Origin of the sequence: Algoriphagus ratkowskyi (genome assembly GCF_002150505.1) — a bacterium.
GTDB classification, from domain to species: domain Bacteria; phylum Bacteroidota; class Bacteroidia; order Cytophagales; family Cyclobacteriaceae; genus Algoriphagus; species Algoriphagus ratkowskyi.
In genome coordinates this window covers 246946-264773 of sequence record NZ_MSSV01000007.1, presented here as the reverse complement: position 1 = coordinate 264773, position 17828 = coordinate 246946, and the positions used below count along the sequence as shown (strand labels likewise).

Here is a 17828-nt window from a genome sequence, read left to right as displayed (position 1 = left end):
CATTAGTTACAGAATTCAAAATCGGATAATCAACTCCTGTAATGAGAATGGGTTTTAGTTCTTATTATTTCGATACAAAGGTAGGCGCTCCGGTCGGGGCGTCAGGAAGACTACGGCATAAAGCCGCTGCGCTTTTTATTCCGTTTCCTTCCCTCCTTGCTCCCGAAACACCTGAATAAGGCATCCTAAATAATTTCTAACTTAAATGAATGTATTATGGAAGCTGTAAATCAAGTAAACACTCTTCACCAGGTAGCAGAAATCACGTTGGGTTATCATCCAAAAGTAAAATCAAGCCAACGCCCAAAAGTAGGTTGCTCGAGACAGGTATATGAAGTCCTGTATAGCTTTTGGGATAAAGACACCCTTGAATTGGCAGAACATTTTCAAGTAATGTTACTAAGCAGAGCCAATAGAGTACTTGGAATATGTACGATTTCAAAAGGAGGAACTGCAGGTACAGTGGTAGATGCCAAGCTGGTTTTTGCAACTGCACTAAAGGGAGCAGCCCAGTCGATAATTCTGGCACATAACCATCCAAGTGGTAATCTAATGCCTTCTGAGCAGGATAGGCGACTTACAGCTAATCTAGTGAAAATTGGAAAGGCTTTGGATCTTCCGGTATTAGATCATGTCATTGTTACTGTAGATGGGTATTATTCATTTGCGGATGAAGGGGAGCTTTAGGCTTCCTTTTTGGATTTTTATATTTCTTATTCAGGTCAAAAAAAATTAATTTTTAACGAACAGTAAAAAATCCGATATGTCAAAAATATTTCAAATTAAGTAAAATGAACTTCTTATACAGTTAATCATAAGATAGTTAAGATGTTAAAATTAATTTAAATACAATACCCTGTAAGGAGTGTTTTTTGTTTAAAAAATATTAATTATTGTTGCTGGATTTTAGATATGAAAATGAGCCATTCGAAATTGCTATGAAAGTAGAACTTCAGATAATTTACTTTCTGGGATATTCTTTCAAAGTAATCTAAGCGGAGAAAATTTAGAAGATTGGAATTTTTTACACGTTACAAAGCAATAGGTTATGCACGACGGTATGAGAAATTTTGAACTTATAAACAGGGATAAATTGAACATCAAGTCTTACGTAAGGCGCAATTTGGTTTCAAGTCTGAAAATTACCGAATGCCATTACCAGAATTAAAAGTTTGTATTAAGTGGAAGGGCCATCTTCTTGATCAGAAGTAATGGAAATTGGAGTAAATCTGGCTGAAATGAATGTGAAACTGTTGCAGAAAAGTAGAGAAATTGACGTTACACACAATTGAGCAGGATGAGTAATTGTAAAAAGTAATGGAGAGACTAGATGTGATTATGTCAAAGCTAGAAGAGAAAACTTTAATAGATGAATCCTACGCAAAAACGATTAATTAAAAAGTGAGTTCTGGAGATTTACCTATATCTGTGATAAATCCAGAACCCAATTCCTTTCCGTTAAAGGTTTGGCATGAGGAGGCATTGGTAGTTGCTAAAATAAAGACACTGTTCAAATGGCTATCTGCATTTTTGCCCTGTAGCTCTTATTTAAAGTTTTTTAAAAGAAATCCATTTGGTACTGGAGCTGTTGCAAAGTGTTTGCTCATTCTAGCTTTTTTTCTTCTTTGTTCCACAGGAAATGCTCTTTCACAGTCTCTGGATAGCCTTAGCAAAATAAAATTCAATAATAAGGTTGCTATAGATAGCCGTGAAATTCTTGATTCTTTGGATCTAGTCAGAAAAGGCACAGAGGATTCCTTAATGTTATTGTCGCGGAAGATTAAAGGTGTTGAACACGAAATAATTCAAAATAGAGCCTCTAAAAATATTGTTGGGAATAAATCTGAAATTCTCAAAGTACCAGCATTGGAATTACCTGATTTTAAACTACCGGAGTTAGACCATAAAAAGATTTTAAAAATACACAATGGGAAAATTGGAGAGGAAACTAAGGTGATTGAAGAAAAAACGAGAACTGTATCCAAAGGGATAGCAGGAATTCGTAGCCAATTTACAGAACTAAATTCAAGGTTAGATTCTTTGAATAGTTTCGAAAATATGGACAGCACGCTAATAAACTTTGGCGAAGTTGGAATGAGTCGAGTTGAACAGCAGATGATGGAACGGGAGGAGTTGTCGGGGCTTTCTGAGAATCATGATATCCAATCAGCCTTTTCAGGAGAGTTGGTGGAAAATGGACCAGGTGCAGGGACTTCTGAAATTCAAAAACTTAATCCAAAACAAATCCAGCAAGATTATTTTCCTGATTTAAGTATACTAAAAACAGCACAGCAGTCATTGGATAAATCCAAATCCAAATACAACGAACTGAAAGATTCCAGACTGGAAGGTGAAGGGGTTAAACGTCATAGTTTAAAAGAGGAGTCTTTTGGTGAGCGCACTGAAATATCCTTTCTCGGAAATTTTTCAACCTTTAAGCCATTTGTCATTCAGGGGGTTGTTGGCTATAGAATTGACCGGCAGTGGACTGCGGGTATCGGAGCAATTTGGAACACGAAACAAAAAACACCATTACCGGATAGGGCAGGCTTTAAAGCATTTGGACAGTATTGGGTCAAAGAATCGGTATTTATTCAGGCGGAATACCAGAATTTATCAGGCCACAAGGATTTACCTCATGAATATAAAAAAACGCAATCTGTTTTTTTAGGAGGACTAGGTACTGAGGTTCAATTGTATAAAAGTATAAGACTTCGGTCTACGGTATTATATAGAGTTAATAAACTGGAAACACTCAAAGAAGGCAATGCACCTCAATGGCAAGCCACAGTAGGAATAGTTTTAAAGAAAAAATAAAAATGTAATGAGAAAATTTCTTTTTGTCTGGCTCGGAATTTTTTTGATTTCCTTTGCTCAAGCTCAAGATGTTCATCCACCTTCTGCAGATGCAATGTCAATAATACGCCAGATATCTGTTGGAGTTAATTATTATACTGGTGCAGCAGGAATATCAATACCTCTGGCTAATGTGTCGGGAAGAGAGTTGGGGGCTAGTATTGGGTTAAATTACAATAGTTTTGGTCATAGGGTCCAGGATGTAGCCTCTTCTGAAGGTTTGGGGTGGTCTCTGGCGGCGGGCGGATCTATAACGCGGATCGTAAGAGGATTGCCGGATGATCAGGAGGATGGGTTCTGTACTCCGGATAAAGATGACAAGGAGCCCGATTTGTTCTTTTTTTCATTCATGGGGAGGTCTGGTAAATTTGTATTGGATCAACAAGGGCAACCTGTATTATTTCCGTTTCAACCACTAAGCATAAAACCTGGAATATGTAGATCAGTGAACTCCAACTCTTGGGAAATAATAGATGAAAACGGCGTCACCTATCAATTTGGTTTATCATCTTTAGAAAGAGAGACGATTAGTTCAAGAATATCTGATAACAGTGAGCCGGGAATTAGTTATGTCTCCACTTGGCATTTATCCAAAGTAATATCCGCTAACAAGACGGATGAACTATCATTTAGCTATGGAAGTGGAAGCTACAGCTTTGTGAACTATCTTTTCACCAAGGATGATGGTGCCTGTGCAATAAATAGTACTATTAAAAATAGAAGTTCTACTGTTTATGTACATGCAAAATATCTTGAGACTATAACTACATCTGGAGGAAGAATAGAGTTGTCATGGAATAATAGTAGAGATGATTTAATTGGAGGTAAATCTCTTTCTGAAGTTCAGGTAGTTAATCTTGAAGAAGATATTGTCAGCAAAATAAGGCTGTCTTATAGTTATTTTGGTTCTTGCCAGGATCGTAATTGTAAGAGACTTAGGCTTGATTCTATCAATGACTTACAATCTATTCCCCTTTATTCTTTTGAATATAATACTACTTTTTCCTTGCCTTCCAGAGACTCAAAAAGTATTGATTATTTAGGGTTATACAATGCATACACAGGAAATGAGTGGATACCATATTTTTCGGCCACCTATCCTGGAGCTACACGAAACCCAGATGAGGACAAAATGCAGGCTGATCTTTTGACAAGTATAAACCATCGTGGAGGAGGATATTCTACATTTTATTACGAGTCAAATGACGGATACAGGGATGGGGTTTTCAAATCAACGGTTAGTGGAAATAGAATCTACCTTAAGGTAAGTGCAGATGGGATGGGAAATATTCAAAGGAATTTTTATAAATATCTAGTAGAAGGTTCAACAACCCAATCGAGTGGTATTCTTTTTAGAAGTCCTGTATTTGGATATAGTAGAGATGGAGGGTATGATTATCTCACAAGATTCTCACATGCAAGTAATGAGCTTTTTGATTTAAATGGTGCGAATATAGGTTATTCGAGGGTTGAGGAGATCATTGAAGGTAAAGGTAAAACTATATATGAATTTACAAATTATGATGATCACCCTGATATTGATGCAGCCGGTAATGCAACCAGTGGAGAACCTCCTTTTGTTTCTGTAACAAGTAAATTCTGGGAGAGGGGTAATGTTAAAAAGGTTACAATGAAAGATCTAAACAATCGTATACTTACCCAAGATTCATATGAGTATACTTTCAACCATCCTGAAAAATCTGTGGTTACCGGAGAAAAGAGTTTGTACCTACAACAATATTGTTCCCAAGGTGATCTGTTAGTAGGTACTTATCAAATTATTTCAAAACCATTTACATTACAAAAGAAGATTTCTGAAATCTATGATCAGATAGATCCTTCCAATGTGAAGAAAATCTCAACAACAGAGGAGTATTTTTATGACTTAACTAATTTTCAAAGAATTAGAACAGTTTCTTATAATACTGTTGATGCCTCAGAGCAATACAATTCAGCAATCAAATATATAACCAGTACTGCGTATAATTCTACTTCCCTGAACTCATGTTTGAGTACTTACAATAGTTGCTATAAAAACTGTCCTATAGGTGATGATGCGTGTGTGCAATCATGTTACTCGACATATTTATCCTGTATATCAAGTAATTCAAGTGATGCTAGAACGAAAGTGATTTATGCACTTAAAGCTAAAAAAGCCATAAATACTGTTATAGAACAAAGAAATTACCTAACAAGAACCTCGCAAGCTTTAGTAGAACTTGGTACGAGTGTTTCCCTTTATAGGTTTGATGGGCCAGGATCAAAATGGATAGTACCGGATACACAGTGGCAAAGCACCAAAGGATCTACCGGACTCACCACAATCAATGCTTCAGGCTTTTTTATTCTGCCGTCTAACTTTCAACTAATGCATACCTATAATGAATATGAAGATATTTATGGCAGGTTAGTGCAGGAAACTACAAGAGGTGGAGATGTGAAAGCTTACACGTATTTGCATGACAATACAATTCTTGGATCCACAACAATAAACCCTGGATCTTACGGGATGAGTACTAGTTCCGAGTTTAAGCCTTTAGTAGGTGCTACAAAGGTTGTTGATATTAACAATAGGTCTTCATCTATAGAGTATGACCTAGTTGGCAGGCAAAGACTTGTTTATGATCATGAAGGAAACATTGTGCAGCGAATTAGGTATCACTCTAAGGATGAAGTTCCAAACTTTTCTATAAAATCCAGTAGTGAGCAAGCAATTGTAGGGCAAAACGTCACCTTTTCCCTTGATGATATTTTTGTTCCAACTGGTGGAGAGGCGGAGTTTGCCTGGGATATGGATAACGGGACAGTGTATGATGATAATAGACAAGAAGTTGTTACTTCCTATTCAAATGAGGGTATGTATTCTATTAAAGCTGTTATCTCAGCAAATGAGTTTGAGCCTGAAATAAAAACCCTGAATTACTTAGTGTCAGATCCTTTGCAGATTTCGATATGTGCTGATGGTCCACAGGTTATTGACCTTTGTGGAATAACTCCAGTCAGCTATGGAAGCTGCACGGTGAATAACAATTCCCCGTCTAATAACACTCAATTTTATGCGAATTTTGCTCAGCCTTCTTCCACAGGATGTGTAGGTTTTTACACTTACCAATGGCAGTATAAAAAAAGCACTGATTCGGTGTGGACTACTATGACGGTTACTGATTCGAACATGACATTTCCTCCATTTGTAAATACTGAAGGAAATTATCAAGTCAGGTGTACTGCGACGGATGGTTGCGGTAATACCAATGTAGCCTATAGTTACATTAACTATTATAAAAGCAATCCTTCATGTACATAATAACAGTAACTGACTCAACGCAGCATGCATATGTACTTATAAGTTTCAAAATAAAAGCATTAGTTTTTTATTGTTTAGAATTTAATCTAAGATTATGAAAAGAGCGTCACTGATTATTCTGATCTATCAAATTTTTATTTGTGGATATGCTCAACAAGCTGAAATAGTTGAGAATTCACAGATAAACCAATATAGTAATTCATCATACCTTGTTGTAGGTAGTCTGACCCTGAAACCAGGTTTTACTTTTAGCGCTTCCCAGAATAGTAGTTTTTACGCTCGTGTCATCAATTCACAGCAGCCGACTGTAGCTCAATCTGAAGATTATAATTTTGTAAGAACCGAATCGGTAAATGTGCCGGGAATACACTCAGATGACCAAGTAATCAATCTGAATTCACAAGACAAAGCCACAACTTTTTCTTATATGGATGGATGGGGGAGGAGTCTTCAAACTGTATCAGTTCAGGCTAGTCCAGATAAAAAGGACTGGATCCAACCTTCCTATTTCGATTCCAAAAACCGTGCTTCCAGAGCCTATTTACCCTACAAGGCAACAAGTTCAGATGGGCGGTTTAGAGCGACAGCGCAAACAGAACAGGGCGCCTTTTACAATGCTCCGCCTATTGGAGTTTCCAGTGATGACAAGGCGTATTCTACGGCAACCTTTGAGGATTCTCCGCTGGAGAGAGTGTTGGCATCATCTAATGTTGGTAACGATTTTCAGAGTAAAACCCGGACATCAAGAACGATAGTCAATACTTCTGGAACTGTCAGGAAATGGGGGATAGTTTCCAGCCTTCCACAATCAACGTCTACTTACGCAGCCGGTACGTTGATGATTCAGGAAAATACTGATGAAAAAGGCGCACGTACCAGGACTTATGTGGATAGTAGAGGAAGAACTGTTCTTAGTGAGGTTGAAGCGACAGGTACAAATTGGCTTAAGACCTATTACATATTCAATGATTTCAATGAGTTGATTTTTTTGATAACTCCTGAACTAGCTGCGGTTTATTCACCAAGCCAAGCTCAGCTAGAAGGCTTGTCTTATCAATACCAGTATGATTTATTGGGGAGGCAAATCGCTTTTAAAGAACCAGGAAAGGGTTGGTCATATACGATTTATGACAAATGGGACAGACCTGTGTTGGTTCAGGGTCCCGATAATCGTTTACGAAATGCGAAGGAGTGGAATTTCATCAAGTATGATATTCACAACCGACCGGTTGTGACTGGAACATATGTAACCACTCTAGATATAGAACCTCTAAGTACGTCTGTAGAAGCAGCTGTAACCCGGGATGAAATCAGGAATACCAACTCTATCGGATATTCTCTTAACCGGACATATCCAACTACAGTCTCAAGTTCAAATGTACTTTCGATTACCTATTATGATGATTACTCCTTTCTATCAAATTCAGGTTGGGATCCTGAAGGGAAAAGTTTCGAGTACAACGTTCCAACTGGTTTTACTAATGCAAAGACTACAGGAACTGTTAAGGGAGAAGTTACAGGTGTTAAGTCCCGGACTACAGAAAGTACTGTCAAGTGGCAGCATAATGTCACCTATTATGATAAGTATTACCAACCAGTTCAAACGGTAAGTGGCCATCACCTTAATGGATTAATAAGGAATACCATCGCTTATGCTTATTCGGGAGAAGTGTTAGAGCACCTTAATGAATATTCAGGAAGTATGGGGAACCATGCAATTCGCTATAGATATACCTACGACCATCAAAGAAGGCTCTTGGATACCTTCCACAAGTATAATAGTGAAGACGAAATCCTACTTAGCTCCACTTCTTATAATGAGTTAGGTCAGGCTTATCTGACAGATGTACACAGTAGGGATAATGGCGCAAGCTATTTTTATAATCTTGAGGAAGAATATACTCCGCAAGGCTGGTTAAAAGAACTTGATTACCGAATTCCAACCACAGATGAAGTGGTTTTCAACGAGAAGATAGGTTATAATCAGGATATTGGGTCTGGAAGTACTTCTCGCTATGATGGGATGATTTCGTCCACGGTGAGCAGTGTAAATATGCTAGATATAGAGGCAGCCTTTAATTATACATATGATCTTGCCGGTAGATTGACAGATACGGACACTAAAATAAGGCCTATAGGTTCATCCACTTGGAGTATTCCCAATGCTTTTGATGAAAACCAAATATCCTATAGTGATAACGGTAACATACTTGGATTGACAAGACGTTTGCATGGATCATCTACTACCCCAGTTACAGACCAGCTATCTTACACTTATTCAGGCAATCAACTTCTGTCAGTAATAGACAATGCTCCAGCTTCCACTAAGGCCACTGGCTTTAATGACGGCAATACCTCAGGGAATGATTATTATTATAGTGCTGCTGGAAACCTGATTCAAGACAAGAATAAGGGGATCTCATCCATTAGTTATAATGTAATTGATCTGCCTCAAAATGTTAGTTTTTCGAACGGGAATACTATTCAATATACATACAATGCAGGAGGCGATCGGTTTAAGGAAGTTAGAGATATATCAGGGCAAACCAGCCTTACAAGAGATTATGTGGGGGAGTTAGAATTGGAAAATGGGGTGGTTAAATTTATTAATCACCCAATGGGACAATTGGACGTGGCAACTGGGAAATATCGGTATTACATGCTAGACCATTTAGGGAACAATTGGGTCGTTATGCAAGAGACCGCTGATATGGTAAATAGTCTGGCAACATTTGAAGACAATTCATATGAAGCAGAAAGCCAACAATTTATTGATTATGAAAATGCCACACGAGTTTCAGAATCCCTTTTTAATCATACAAAAGCAAAAGATAGTCAAGTTGCCATAAGACTTGCTGGTGGGCAAGGTGAGAATATTGGCATTGCAAAAGCAATACATGTTTTGCTGGGAGATACAGTAAGGATGGAGGCATTTGGTAAATACCTTGATCTAAACAAAAAGAAGATGAGTCCAATGCTCATCTCCTTAGTAAATACATTGGCAAGCAGTGGAGTATCTGCAGGGTTTGATGGTGTAGTATCAGCAGCTCAGTACAGCTCACTGTCTGAAAATAGCAGTCCATTTGGAGGTTTGCTTGTCAAGAATTCCAAGGAAAGCAAGGCACCACCTGCTTATTTGAATTATATCTTTTTTGATAAGGATAAAAATTATAAGCATGGAGGGTTTGTGCAGCTCAGTGAGACCGCTCGTGAAGACGGAACAAATGTAGCTCATGAACGGCTGTATCAGGAGGTTGTGGCAGAGGAGCCAGGCTATTATTACATATATCTAAGTAATGATAGCCAAGAGCCATCCGAGGCATTCTTTGACGACTTTAGTGTGCAAGTAAGTGAGTCCCCCTTTATTCAGGGCACAGTATATTATAGCTATGGCATGATTGCTTTGCAAGAGCTTAGGGAAGGGGAAGAGGAGACTAGAGAATTGTTCCAGAATAAGAATTGGGATAGTGAGACCGGCTGGTATGACTTCCATGCCCGGCAATATGATCCTGCATTGGGCAGGTGGCTAGCTATGGATCCTCAGAATCAGTTTGCATCGCCTTATTTGGGCATGGGGAATAATCCAGTGATGATGGTCGATCCTGATGGTGAGTTTGCCGTTCTTCCAATTTTAGTATTAGCTGCAAAAGCTGCGATTGTCAGTGCAGGGGTTAGTGCAGCATCCTATGCAGCTACTACAGTAATATCAGGGCAAAGTTGGAACTGGGGACAATTTGCTGCCCAAGTAGGAAAAGGAGCAGCGATTGGAGGATTAACTGCCGGGGCAGGGGCAGGATTTTCAGCTGGCCTGAATGCTGTTGGCGTAGGGGTACAAACTTCCAATTTTATAGGGGGGGCATTAGGGTCATTTACAGGAACTTTAGCAGGAGGCGGGATGCCAAGTAACCCTATGGAATGGATGACGGCCATAGGAAGTGCAGCGATGACAGGTCAAGTTATGAGTGATGCTAATCCATTGGGCCTTTCTCAAGGATATGATGCAACCGCTAAGAACTATAATCTTGGTTATCCAAATGATGATTACTATCCTCTGCCTTCTCAAAGCATTGAAGCGTTAAAAGGGTTTGATGTAGCGGATTGGCACAAATTATTCGCAAGTGGATCAAATCCAGTCTTGGCAGGAGTCTATGGAGCTCGTGAAGCGTTTGCAAATCATCCTGTTACTCAAGCAGGTATTTTTGCAGCTGGATTTTTGCTCCCTGCAACAAGAATAGGACAGGCTGCTAGGGGAATAGGTAATCTCAAAATCCCTGTTTATCGAGTGTATGGAGGTGGTGCAGGTAGACTTGGTAATTTTTGGTCCCCGATTAATCCTAAATTGTACGGAGGGACATATCGGAATTTCGCAGGACTACCCAACAATAACTCGGGAGCTTTTCTACTAAGAGGGAAAGTTAGATTGGGTGATATAAATGGCTTTGGACTTGCAAAACCTCTGGATGGCAACTTTGGAAGACTCGTTCCTGAACTTCGAATCGGTCAGTCATGGAATAAGGTGATATGGTCTCCAAGAAATGTAACAAGAACAAAATTTTAAGACTATGGATCAAAAATTAAACCAATTGCTTGAACAGTTATACATTTTCCTAAGGGATCAGGGGTTTAGTGCACAATCTGAAACAATTAGAAAGTTGATTTATTGTGTTGAGATAAATGATGTCAAAAAATTTAGAAAGGAATTTAAATCATCAATGATTTGGGGTGGAGTAGGATCAATCAGGGATATAGATTTAAGAGATAGAGAAAAACAAAATAAATTGAACGTGTATATGAAAGAACTCAAGGAGCTGGGATCTAAGGTGTAACTTATATGCTTGTAAAGAATTGCCGTCAGGGGGGAGTATCTTCAGACAAAACTGTTTTTGAGTGAAAGATTTGGGAAACCTTCTACATGGTAGTCCTGCTGCAAATGCACAATGGGTATTATCAAGGAGGTGGACTGTTTAAGGCAGGTTGGTTTACTGGAACAAATCCTGCTGGACAAAGGGATTACAAATTTAGAATTGGAATAGGATCTAGTTCAGTAAATCCCAATATTTCGCTGTTCCACATGTACGTTCCTAGAAGTTTTGTGCCAAATAGTTTTGCCAACCTGTCTATTAACTTAAAGCGTTCACTTTTCAATCTTGGACTAATACCTTAAAACCATGAACTATACTTTAGAAGTGTCAGAAAAAATAAAATTATTAAATAGAGTATTAGATGAAATCGATGTTTGTCATTTGTTTGAAAATTCTGATTTTTCCGTGGATGAGATGTCAATGAAATCTTGGTTGAGAATCAATTTAACTGTAAGTAATCATAATAAGATTCCGCTGAGCTTAACTATTACGGAAATGGGGATGGAAATTAGATTGGATAGAATATCAGAAGCCTTAGATTGGTCAGATAACGATTTAAGGGATAATTTTTTGGTTGTATCATCAATTCTTAAGAATATATTCACAAGTTATATACTTGTTGAATATTATGGCTCGTCTCGTACTTTAATCAGTTTGTTTGGTCAAGATGGTAGGTGTACTAATAAATTCAAATATTATGAGGGTCTTTCATTTAAAGCAAAACGAGAGGTTAGGCTTTACTTCCCTATCTATTAACATATAGTTTAATGTTATTTAATCATTCCATTACCAGATTAAAAACTCTTTATTTTGATAAACCATTCTTTATTGCTTTATCAAAATAGGTGTCTACATAGAGTATAATTTTAAGTGCTACTGCAACAGTAAGATTATATATGTGTATTGTTAAAATAATTATATAAAATAACTATAGTATTATGAAAAAACTTGTTTACTTTCTTTTTCTTATTTCTGGCGGAGCAATAGCTCAGGAAACGCTTCAGTCTGTGACTAATAACGGAGCAGAAACTACTAATAGAGTTGGCCTTGATAATGGCGCTTGGGTTCAGCACAGAAATCTAAAAGTGTATGGTCTAACCCATGGGTATCAGGATCCATTTATAGTTCAGGGAAATTTGGATGGTTCCGCCGCAGTATTAGAAGATGGTGGACTTCGATTTGACAGATCTTATGATATTTTCGAAGAGGATGGTTCTTCCTTGATTATGGTTTATCCTCCTTCAGGCATCCCCTATATCAGGAGGTATGGATCCGACTTCACCATTTTTAAGATTTGGAGCCCGACTGCTTCCAGACAGGCCTACGAGTCCACCCTTGCCCTAGTCAATGGGGACAATGAGGAGGAGTTTCTCGACCTCTATAATATGAACTATCCTAGCAACAGCAGCTTTGGCATACGCCTACAAAAAAGAGGTACTGGAAATTACAAGAAGTTTCACTTTGAATACAGTGACGGGACCGAACTATATAAGGTGTTGTCTCTGGCCCCTGATACCACAGCCGTCTTCCATGGGAGGGTAGGTATCGGAACTGAGGCTACAGAGTATCAGTTGGCAGTCGCCGGTTCGGTAGTGGCAGAGTCCATAGATGTAAAACTGCAGACAGCATGGCCTGATTATGTGTTTAAAGAAGGATATCAGAGACTAGACTTAAAAGAATTGGATCAATTTATACAGGAGAACGGTACTTTACCTGAAGTTCCATCCGCCGAAACAGTTGCTTTAGATGGAATAAATCTAGGGCAGATGGATGCTATTCTTTTGAAAAAAGTTGAAGAAATTACTTTGTATCTAATAGAGCATCAGAAAAAACTGGAATTGCTTGAGAAAGAAAATCAAGAGCTAAGACAAAAACTTAAAAACTTACAAAATGCAAACTAAGCTGAAGATACTCTTTTCTATATGTTTTGTTTTGCTTGGAACTTTAGCCTTCTCTCAGGTTAAAGAAACAGCAAAAAAATTAGGGGAACCTGAATCCAAAAATGATAGTACACGGCGGTTTAAAATCGAACAGGGGTTATATATTGGTGCGAATCCAGAAAAGAACAAAGGTTTAATAGTAGTTAGAAAAGATTTGAGAATAGCTAACCCGACTACATCTGAAAATGATAAAGTCAGTGAAAAGAGATTTTATTTGCAACAGGGACAAGATATTGGTACAGGTTCAGCTTATAGGTCTGAAAGGATGATGAGCTTGAAGCAGAGGAAAGATTTATTCAATTCATCAAAGAGCAAACTGAAAGTTAAACCTGAAGCAGATACAGTCCAGCGGAATAGAATTATTATTCAGGATGGAAGGTATGTGGGTGCCGGTCCTAAAAAAAATAAGCCGTGAAAAACGGTATGCTTCAAATGGTGTTGAACTTAGTGCTTAGAGAGTGTAGCTATAGCGAGAAATAGCCAAGTGGATTGCCACTGAAGCTTCGGATGAACACTTTTAGCACTAACAACTTGATCTACCGGCAAAGCAGAGATCTCTTACTAAGAATTGCTAAAGCAGGATAGGGATTGTATTCTGGCTTACGATTCTGCATAGAGATTGATTCGAACAGAATACTGTATAGCGCAACCGTTATACCATTACCAACATGGATGGATAAGAGGCACGGAATTTCGATAGTTAGGCTTGGGCTTCGAACTTACCCATAGGAAGAACCATTCCTATGGGTAAAAGTCATCCGCTCTGTGGTAATAGACCCGTTAATCCTTTCTTTAAAGAGAAATCAAGTCTATGTAAAAGCAGAGTTCAGATGAAGATCGGGTTTGAGATCGGTTCATTCAAGAAAATAAAGAAAGAGGTCAAGGAGATGATTCCTATGGATGAGTTGAATGAAAAAGGGAATGAAATGGTAGAGTATTACTTGAAGGATATTGGGGATTTATAGAGACGTTACCCAAACCCCAATGGATAGAAAATATTTGACAGGCGTCAGGACTTTGCTTCTAACCATTTAAATATTTTAGGATTCAGCTCATTTAAATCCGGTGGATCGCTTGATACGCTGGATTATTTTTTTGAAGCTACTACAGCCCATGTTAATATTACTGTGGCTGGATACTATTCCTTTGTGGATATAGTAGAATTATTAATGGGAAGGGGGAATCCCCTTTTTATTCGACTTTAAGTAGTTCCAACTTCGGTCTTCGATGTGATAATTTGCAAGGTTGGATATACACATTAGCTAAAAAGGAGGGCTAATATGGATAAAACCAAAAAATGGGAAAATTTATCGCCGGAGAAACTTCAGGAAATATTTAATAAACACGGTGAAGAAATTACAATTGAAAAATCAACTAAGATATTGGAGCTGATAGAGAGATTTAGTAAATTATGTATAAGTCAATTACTTAAAGTTTAAAGAATGAAAACTGCTGACCTTTACATCCGAGTGAGTACCGATGATCAAAAGTATGGTTATAGTCCCCGAGCCCAAGAAGAGGCTCTGAGGAAGTATTGTGAAGCGCAAGATATTTTAATCAGAAAAGTAGTTTCGGAAGAACAGTCTGCAAAGTCCTTTAACAGACCAGGATGGCAACGTTTACTCTCGGAATGGAAAAAAAATAAGGGTAGGGGTGTTGATATTGTACTTTTTTGTAAATGGGATAGGTTCAGCCGAAATGCGGGTGATGCATATGCAATGATTAATACACTGAAAAAATTAAGCATAGAACCGCAGGCCATTGAGCAACCACTAGATATGAAGGTGCCGGAGTCCAAAATTATGCTGGCAATATACCTTGCAACTCCTGAAGTGGAAAATGACAGGAGGGGACTAAATATTTTCTTTGGAATGAGAAGAGGCTTAAAGGAAGGACGATTCCTTAGAATGGCACCAGTTGGTTACATAAATAAGGCAGAAGGTAGAAGGAAATTTATTGAGCCAATAGAACCTGCAGCTTCCCTTATACGATGGTCTTTCCAAATAGTATTGGAGAATGTCCATCCAGTTGATAAGATTTGGGAGATGGCAAGGGAGAAAGGACTTAAGACGAGTCGTCCTAATTTTCATAGGCTAATAAGGAATCCCGTTTACTGCGGGAAAATATTTGTCCCAGCTTTTGAGGAAGAAAGAGAGAAATTAGTTGAAGGCTTACATGAAGGAATTGTTTTAGAGGATGATTTTTTGAAAGTACAGATTTTGCTCGCTAATAATGGTAGGCCTACAATCCAGTCGAAGGAGGATACAGATGAGAGTTTTCCACTAAGAGGCTATTTGCTTTGCCCTAAGTGTGGACACGTTTTAACAGGAAGCGCATCAAAAGGAAGAACAAAAAGATACTTTTATTACCACTGCAAATCCAAATGTGGCTATCGCTCCCAAGTTCAGGAGGCTCATGATACTCTTATGAAGGAGCTGCGGAAGTTTAGTTTAAAGGGTGGAACCAAAGAAGCGTATCAACAGACCTTAAGAATAATGGTTGAGAATAGTTTCAAGAATGGTATAGACCAACGTAAAAGGCTTTCTGACAAAATAGAAGAGCAACATGAACGGCTTAAAAACGCGCGCAATTTACTTTTGGTAGGAGATATAGATGGGGCCGATTATAAGGAAATTAAGACAATTACAAATGAGACAATAGTCGAACTCGAGAAGCAACTGACATTGAATGAACCCAAGACAGATTTACATGTAAAAGATATTGTAAATCAGTGTGTTAATAGACTTTCAAAACTTGACGAATTGTTTTTGAATGCTTCGGTAGCACAAAAAAGGATGCTGATTGGTTCGATTTTTCCTGAAAAACTGTGTTTTGACAAATCTAAAAGTCGAACCACTAGAATTAATTCTATAGTCAACTCAATGTATTTGATAGACAGAGAGTTACAAGGCAAAAAAAATGAGAAAAAAGCGATAAAATCGCCTCTCTCTCATGGGGTGGAGCTGGTGAGATTCGAACTCACGTCCAGATAAGGAAACAACGTACCTTCTACATGCTTAGTCACCTGTTGGATTTTCGATCGAAATATGCTGGGTGACACACCTAGTTTCGACTTAGCTACTGGGTCTTAGGCTTGCATAATAGCATCACAAGCAGCAGTCCGATCAAGTCGACATCCCGGAATCCACCCCGAAAGGACGGGGGGCGGAGAGATGTGGCTGGGGAATTACTCTCGTAACTCAACCCTTTAAGCTTTCTTTCCTGTTAGGGTAAGATTAGGCAGCCATAGCGTAAGATTCTTCGCCATTTATAGTGCGTATGAATATTTTAAGGCCGTACATACTCCAGCCTGCATGCGAGCCCGATCTTTACTCTTACTGTCAATACCGGTCAGCCCCATTTGTGTAAGGATGACAAAAGTAATACAATTTTCGTTCCGAAGATCAAGAGATTTTACTCTAAGAGTTTTCCTTTAAATACTTAAGTTTTCATCCATTTGTAAATCAAAGTATTAGCTAAAATTCTCTGAAAATGCCAGTTGTAGGGCTTCCTGAGTATAGAGTTTTTTATATCTTGCGGTGATGGAAAATTTCGTCGTTTCGGCAAGAAAGTATAGACCGGCAGATTTCAAAAGCGTAGTTGGTCAGCAACATATCACCACCACGCTTCAGAATGCCATAAAAAACAACCACTTAGCGCAGGCTTTTTTGTTTTGTGGCCCGCGTGGAGTGGGGAAGACTACCTGTGCGCGTATTCTAGCGAAGACTATTAACTGCGAAGATTTGCAAGCTGACTTCGAAGCTTGCGGTAAATGCGAATCCTGCGTATCGTTCCAAAACAACAGTTCCTTCAATATCTACGAGCTCGATGCTGCTTCTAACAATTCCGTAGATGATATTCGTAATCTAGTTGATCAAGTCCGTTATGCTCCGCAAAAAGGGCAGTACAAAGTCTATATAATTGATGAGGTTCACATGCTTTCAAATCAGGCATTTAATGCCTTTTTGAAGACCTTAGAAGAACCACCTAAGTACGCCATCTTTATTTTGGCTACTACAGAAAAGCACAAAATCATTCCTACCATTCTTTCCCGTTGTCAGATTTTTGATTTCAATAGAATTCAGATTAAAGACATCTCTAACCATCTTCAACAGATCGCTCAAAAGGAAAAAGTGGACTATGAAGAAGAAGCTCTTCGCCTTATCGCTACCAAAGCTGATGGTGCGCTTCGTGATGCACTTTCCATGTTTGATTTGATCGTTACTTATTCCGCAGGGAAAAAAGTGACTTATCATGAGACGATTGGGAATCTTCACATCCTTGATTATGATTATTATTTTAAAGTTGTAGATGCTTTAGTTACTGAGAATCTTTCCCAAGTCTTATTGATTTTTGATGAGATTTTGAAGAAGGGATTTGATGGGCATAACTTCATTGTTGGACTTTGTGAGCATTTCAGAGACTTGCTAGTTGCCAAAGATGCAGCTACGATTGAACTGATAGAGGTGTCTGAATCAGCTAAAGAGCGTTATTTGCAACAAACAGAAGCTACATCCGCTTCTTTCTTGCTTTCTGCTCTGAACATAGCGAACTACTGCGATATCCATTATAAGACTTCGAAAAACCAGCGCTTGCACGTGGAACTGGCACTAATGAAAATGGCTAAGTTGCCGCAGGCTTTCCGTCTCTCAATGGTGGTGGCTGCTGATGCAAAAAAAAAAGCCTAGCAGAGGAGATTCCTGAGACAGCCAAAGAACCAATTCCTCTTTCTACTTCTCCCAGCACGCCCAAGACTAGTTCTTTTCAGAAGACTATTTCTATTCCCAAAAATCTTGGCCATACTAAGCAATTAGCAGATCAAAAAGCGAAGCAGGATCTCGAGAGTGCTAAATCCAATGCTACTGA

At 38.6% G+C, this 17828-nt stretch carries 12 protein-coding genes and 1 other RNA gene; 12 read left to right on the top strand and 1 reads right to left on the bottom strand.

What is annotated here, in order from left to right; all coding sequences use genetic code 11:
* Window positions 1–216: 216 nt before the first annotated feature.
* The 11 genes from BVH02_RS09615 (at window position 217) to BVH02_RS21385 (ending at window position 15955) form a co-directional block, all read left to right on the top strand.
* Complete coding sequence (locus BVH02_RS09615) at window positions 217–687, top strand: JAB domain-containing protein (RefSeq protein ID WP_086501227.1); 471 nt, start codon at window positions 217–219, stop codon at window positions 685–687.
* 714 nt (window positions 688–1401) lie between these two features.
* The gene (locus tag BVH02_RS09610) at window positions 1402–2817 is read left to right on the top strand and encodes a hypothetical protein (protein ID WP_086501226.1); all 1416 of its coding nucleotides are present in this window, start codon (window positions 1402–1404) and stop codon (window positions 2815–2817) included.
* 7 nt (window positions 2818–2824) lie between these two features.
* Window positions 2825–6160, top strand: a complete 3336-nt coding sequence (locus BVH02_RS09605) for a hypothetical protein (protein ID WP_086501225.1) — start codon at window positions 2825–2827, stop codon at window positions 6158–6160.
* A gap of 94 nt (window positions 6161–6254) precedes the next feature.
* The gene (locus tag BVH02_RS09600) at window positions 6255–10718 is read left to right on the top strand and encodes a DUF6443 domain-containing protein (protein WP_086501224.1); all 4464 of its coding nucleotides are present in this window, start codon (window positions 6255–6257) and stop codon (window positions 10716–10718) included.
* 4 nt (window positions 10719–10722) lie between these two features.
* Window positions 10723–10986 carry a hypothetical protein gene (locus tag BVH02_RS09595; RefSeq protein WP_086501223.1) on the top strand — a complete coding sequence of 88 codons (264 nt, stop codon included), beginning with the start codon at window positions 10723–10725 and terminating at the stop codon, window positions 10984–10986.
* A gap of 86 nt (window positions 10987–11072) precedes the next feature.
* Window positions 11073–11324 carry a hypothetical protein gene (locus BVH02_RS09590; protein WP_086501222.1) on the top strand — a complete coding sequence of 84 codons (252 nt, stop codon included), beginning with the start codon at window positions 11073–11075 and terminating at the stop codon, window positions 11322–11324.
* Window positions 11325–11328: 4 nt separating this feature from the next.
* Window positions 11329–11778, top strand: a complete 450-nt coding sequence (locus tag BVH02_RS09585; protein ID WP_086501221.1) for a hypothetical protein — start codon at window positions 11329–11331, stop codon at window positions 11776–11778.
* 182 nt (window positions 11779–11960) lie between these two features.
* Complete coding sequence (locus tag BVH02_RS09580) at window positions 11961–12923, top strand: hypothetical protein (RefSeq protein ID WP_086501220.1); 963 nt, start codon at window positions 11961–11963, stop codon at window positions 12921–12923.
* Window positions 12913–13377, top strand: a complete 465-nt coding sequence (locus tag BVH02_RS09575; RefSeq protein ID WP_086501219.1) for a hypothetical protein — start codon at window positions 12913–12915, stop codon at window positions 13375–13377. Before BVH02_RS09580 ends, BVH02_RS09575 begins: the two co-directional genes overlap by 11 nt.
* 328 nt (window positions 13378–13705) lie before the next feature.
* Window positions 13706–13927: a hypothetical protein gene (locus BVH02_RS21390; RefSeq protein WP_146849427.1), complete on the top strand. Its 222-nt coding sequence runs from the start codon at window positions 13706–13708 to the stop codon at window positions 13925–13927.
* A gap of 477 nt (window positions 13928–14404) precedes the next feature.
* Window positions 14405–15955: a recombinase family protein gene (locus BVH02_RS21385; protein ID WP_158093876.1), complete on the top strand. Its 1551-nt coding sequence runs from the start codon at window positions 14405–14407 to the stop codon at window positions 15953–15955.
* On the opposite strand, the gene ssrA is transcribed toward BVH02_RS21385, so the two are convergent.
* Window positions 15918–16321, bottom strand: a transfer-messenger RNA (tmRNA) gene (gene ssrA, locus BVH02_RS09565). The two genes, BVH02_RS21385 and ssrA, sit on opposite strands and share 38 nt — an antisense overlap.
* Before the next feature lie 183 nt (window positions 16322–16504).
* Here ssrA and BVH02_RS09560 point away from each other — a divergent pair.
* Complete coding sequence (locus tag BVH02_RS09560; protein WP_086501218.1) at window positions 16505–17650, top strand: DNA polymerase III subunit gamma/tau; 1146 nt, start codon at window positions 16505–16507, stop codon at window positions 17648–17650.
* Window positions 17651–17828 lie beyond the last annotated feature (178 nt).